The organism is Pseudomonas entomophila (assembly GCF_029193575.1).
GTDB classification, from domain to species: Bacteria; Pseudomonadota; Gammaproteobacteria; order Pseudomonadales; family Pseudomonadaceae; genus Aquipseudomonas; species Aquipseudomonas entomophila_G.
Genome location: NZ_JARGCS010000053.1, coordinates 1 through 5,466 on the forward strand (window position 1 = coordinate 1; position 5,466 = coordinate 5,466).

General features: G+C 64.1%; 1 protein-coding gene. It reads left to right on the forward strand.

Annotated features, from left to right (window positions below):
* The coding region (locus P0Y43_RS23725) for an immunoglobulin-like domain-containing protein (protein WP_345774575.1) at positions 1-5,466 on the forward strand (5,466 nt) is incomplete at both ends.

Genomic DNA, 5,466 nt, shown 5'->3' on the forward strand with positions numbered 1-5,466 from the left:
GCAACCAGGGCGACAAAGTGGCGGTGACCATCGTCAGCAACGGCGACGTCACCGAAGCCCAGCAACCGTCCTTCACCGTCAAGATCAACCAGGCACTGGACCGCCCACTCACCGTCACCTTGAGCAACGGCGATAAGGTCACCCTCGCCGCCGGGCAGACCCAAGTCGAGTACAAGGCTCCGGCCCAGGGCGACGACGTCTTCAAGGACGCCGGCTCGCTCACCGTCGGCATCAGCAGCGCCACGGTCGAGGGCAAGACCTTCGAGCATCTGGAACTGGGTAGCCCCGCCACGGTGCAGATCAGCGACACCGTCACCGAGGTGATCGCCACGCTCTCCGTGGACAAGACCTCCGTCGCCGAGGGCGGACACGTCACCTATACGGTGAACCTGCTCCACGCGCCCGCCTTCCCGGTCAACGGCCATGGCGGCCTGACCTTCACCTTGTCCGATGGCACACAGATCACCGTCGCGGCGGGCAAGTCGTCCGGCTCGGTGACGGTCATCGCCAAGGACGATGTGTATGTCGGCGGCCAGCCGGCGCTGGTCAACAAGCTCGAAAGCGTCATCGGCGCAGATAACTTCGAAAAGCTGACCTTGAGCGGCAACACCCTCACCACCACCGTCACCGACGAGCCGGGCACTGGCACGCCGGGTTCTGGCAACCAGGGCGACAAGATTTCCGTGATCATCGTCAGCAACGGCGATGTCACCGAAGCGCAGCAGCCCTCCTTCACCGTCAAGATCAACCAGGCGCTGGACCGCCCACTCACGGTCACCCTGAGCAATGGCGACAAGGTCATCATTGATGCAGGCCAGACACAGGTTGAATACAAGGCCCCCGCCCAAGGCGAGGACGTCTTCAAGGACGCCAGCTCGCTGACGGTTGGCATCAGCAGCGCCACCGTCGAAGGCAAATCCTTCGAGAACCTGGAACTGGGTAATTCGGCCACCGTGCAGATCGCCGACACCACCAGCGAAGTCGTGGCGACACTCACCGCCGACAAGACGTCCGTCACCGAGGGCGGCCAAGTCACCTACACCGTGACCCTGAGCAATGCCCAGGGCTTGGCGGTCACCGGTCACGGCGGCCTGATCTTCACCCTCAGCGACGGCACCAAGGTCACCGTCCCAGCAGGCAGCGCGACCGGCACGGCCACCATCACCGCCAAGGACGACGTCTATGTCGGCGGGCAGCCGAGCATCGTCAACAAACTCGAGTCGGTTAGCGGGGGCGATAACTTCGAGAAGCTGACACTGGGCGGTAATAGCCTCACCACCACCGTAACTGACGAGCCAGGTACCGGTACGCCTGGGAGCGGCAACCAGGGCGACAAAGTGGCGGTGACCATCGTCAGCAACGGCGACGTCACCGAAGCCCAGCAACCGTCCTTCACCGTCAAGATCAACCAGGCGCTCGACCGCCCGCTTACCGTCACGCTGAGCAATGGCGACAAGGTCACCCTCGCCGCGGGCCAAACCCAAGTCGAGTACAAGGCTCCGGCCCAAGGCGAGGACGTCTTCAAGGATGCCGGCTCTCTGACCGTCGGCATCGCCAGCGCTACGGTCGAAGGCAAGTCCTTCGAAAACCTGGAGCTCGGTGGCTCGGCCACCGTGCAGATCGCCGATACCACCAGCGAAGTCGTGGCGACGTTGACCGCCGACAAGACGACCGTCACCGAAGGCGGTCAAATCACCTACACCGTCACCTTGAGCAACGCCCAGGGCTTGGCGGTCACCGGCCATGGCGGGCTGACCTTCACCCTCAGCGACGGCACCACGGTCACCGTCCCTGCGGGCAGCGCCACCGGCACGGCCACCATCAACGCCAAGGACGACATCTACGTCGGCGGCCAGCCGAGCATCATCAACAAGCTGGAGTCGGTGACTGGCGCCGACAACTTCGAGAAGCTGACGCTGGGCGGCAATAACCTGACCACCACAGTGACCGATGAACCGAGCGGCCAAGGCGACAAGGTGTCGGTCAGCATTGTCAGCAACGGCGACGTCACTGAAGCCCAGCAGCCATCCTTCACAGTGACGATCAATCAGGCCCTCGACCGCCCGCTCACCGTCACCTTGAGCAACGGCGACAAGGTCACCCTTGCCGCTGGGCAGACCCAGGTCGAGTACAAGGCGCCCGCCCAGGGCGACGACGTGTTCAAGGATGCTGGCTCGCTCACGGTCGGCATCAGCAGCGCCACCGTCGAGGGCAAGACCTTCGAGAGCCTGGAGCTAGGCGGCCCCGCCACGGTGCAGATAAGCGACACCGTGACCGAAGTGATCGCCACGCTTTCCGTGGACAAGACCTCCGTCGCCGAGGGCGGGCAGGTCACCTACACGGTGAACCTGCTCCACGCACCCGCCTTCCCCGTCAACGGCCACGGCGGCCTGACCTTCACCTTGTCCGATGGCACACAGATCACCGTGGCGGCGGGCCAGTCGTCCGGCTCGGTGACGGTCACCGTCAAGGACGATGTGTACGTCGGCGGCCAGCCGGCGTTGGTCAACAAGCTCGAAAGCGTCATCGGCGCAGATAACTTCGAGAAGCTGACCTTGAGCGGCAACACCCTCACCACCACCGTCACCGACGAGCCAGGTACCGGTACGCCGGGTGCGGGCAACCAAGGCGACAAGGTCGCAGTCACGATCGTCAGCAACGGAGACGTTACCGAAGCCCAGCAGCCGTCATTCACCGTCAAGATCAACCAGGCCTTGGACCGCCCACTCACGGTCACCCTAAGCAATGGCGACAAGGTCACCATCGATGCAGGCCAGACACAGGTTGAATACAAGGCGCCGGCCCAAGGTGAAGACGTCTTCAAAGACGCCGGATCGCTCACCATCGGCATCAGCAGCGCCACCGTCGAAGGCAAGGCCTTCGAGAACCTGGAACTTGGTGGCGCGGCCACCGTGCAGATCGCCGATACCACCAGCGAAGTCGTGGCGACGTTGACCGCCGACAGGACGACCGTCACCGAAGGCGGCCAAATCACCTACACCGTCACCTTGAGCAACGCCCAGGGCCTGGCGGTCACCGGCCACGGCGGGCTGACCTTCACCCTCAGCGATGGCACCAAGGTCACCGTTCAGGCAGGCAGCGCCACCGGCACGGCCACGATCACCGTCAAGGACGACGTCTACGTCGGCGGCCAGCCGGCGCTGGTCAACAAGCTCGAAAGCGTCATCGGCGCGGATAACTTCGAGAAGCTGACGCTGGGCAGCAACACCCTCACCACCACCGTCACCGACGAGCCGGGCACTGGCACGCCGGGTGCTGGCAACCAGGGCGACAAGGTCGCGGTCACGATCGTCAGCAACGGAGACGTTACCGAAGCCCAGCAGCCCTCGTTCACCGTCAAGATCAACCAAGCGCTCGACCGCCCGCTTAGCGTCACGTTGAGCAATGGCGACAAGGTCATCATTGCTGCGGGCCAAACCCAAGTCGAGTACAAGGCACCGGCCCAAGGCGAGGACGTCTTCAAGGACGCCGGCTCGCTCACCGTCGGCATCAGCAGCGCCACGGTCGAGGGCAAGACCTTCGAGAACCTGGAGCTGGGCGGCTCGGCTACCGTGCAGATCGCCGACACCACCAGCGAGGTGCTCGCCACCCTCACCGCCGACAAGACCACCGTCACGGAAGGCGGGCAAGTCACCTACACAGTAACCTTGAGCAACGCCCAGGGCCTGGCGATCACCGGCCACGACGGACTCACGTTCACGCTCAGCGACGGCACAACGGTCACCGTCCCAGCAGGCAGTGCGACCGGCACGGCCACCATCACCGCCAAGGACGACGTCTACGTCGGCGGGCAACCGAGCATCATCAACAAGCTGGAATCCGTTACTGGCGCCGACAACTTCGAAAAGCTCACCCTCGGCAGCAATAACCTGGCCACCACAGTGACCGATGAGCCGAGCGGCCAAGGCGATAAGGTCTCGGTGACTATCGTCAGTAACGGTGATGTCAACGAGGCACAACAGCCTTCGTTCACCGTCAAGATCAACCAGGCGCTCGACCGCCCACTCACGGTCACCCTGAGCAATGGCGACAAGGTCACCCTCGCCGCGGGCCAAACCCAAGTCGAGTACAAGGCTCCGGCCCAAGGCGAGGATGTCTTCAAAGACGCAGGCTCCGTTACCGTCGGTATCAGCAGCGCTACTGTCGAGGGCAAAGCCTTCGAGAACCTGGAACTGGGTGGTTCGGCAACCGTGCAGATCGCCGACACCACTAGCGAAGTCGTGGCGACACTCACCGCCGACAAGACGTCCGTCACCGAGGGCGGCCAAGTCACCTACACCGTCACCCTGAGCAATGCCCAGGGCTTGGCGGTCACCGGTCACGGCGGCCTGACCTTCACCCTCAGCGACGGCACCAAGGTCACCGTCCCAGCAGGCAGCGCGACCGGCACGGCCACCATCACTGCCAAGGACGACGTCTATGTCGGCGGGCAGCCGAGCATCGTCAACAAACTCGAGTCGGTTAGCGGAGGCGATAACTTCGAGAAGCTGACACTGGGCGGTAATAGCCTCACCACCACCGTCACTGACGAGCCAGGTACCGGTACGCCTGGGAGCGGCAACCAGGGCGACAAAGTGGCGGTGACCATCGTCAGCAACGGCGACGTCACCGAAGCCCAGCAACCGTCCTTCACCGTCAAGATCAACCAGGCACTGGACCGCCCACTCACCGTCACCTTGAGCAACGGCGATAAGGTCACCCTCGCCGCCGGGCAGACCCAAGTCGAGTACAAGGCTCCGGCCCAGGGCGACGACGTATTCAAGGACGCCGGCTCGCTCACCGTCGGCATCGCGGATGCTTCCGTGACCGGGAAGACCTTCGAGAACCTGGAGTTCGGCGGTGCCGCGACGGTTCAGATCGCCGACACCACCAGCGAGGTGCTCGCCACCCTCACTGCCAACAAGACCACCGTCACCGAAGGCGGGCAAGTCACCTACACCGTCACCCTGAGCAACGCCCAGGGCTTGGCGGTCACCGGTCACGCCGGCCTGACCTTCACCCTCAGCGATGGCACCAAGGTCACCGTCCCAGCAGGCAGCGCGACCGGCACGGCCACCATCACCGCCAAGGACGACGTCTATGTCGGCGGGCAGCCGAGCATCGTCAACAAACTCGAGTCGGTCACCGGCGCGGATAACTTCGAGAAGCTGACACTCGGCAGCAACCCCCTCACCACCACCGTCACTGACGAGCCAGGTACCGGTACGCCTGGGAGCGGCAACCAGGGCGACAAAGTGGCGGTGACCATCGTCAGCAACGGCGACGTCACCGAAGCCCAGCAACCGTCCTTCACCGTCAAGATCAACCAGGCGCTGGACCGCCCACTCACGGTCACCCTAAGCAATGGCGACAAGGTCACCCTCGCCGCCGGGCAGACCCAAGTCGAGTACAAGGCTCCGGCCCAGGGCGACGACGTATTCAAGGACGCCGGCTCGCTCACCGTCG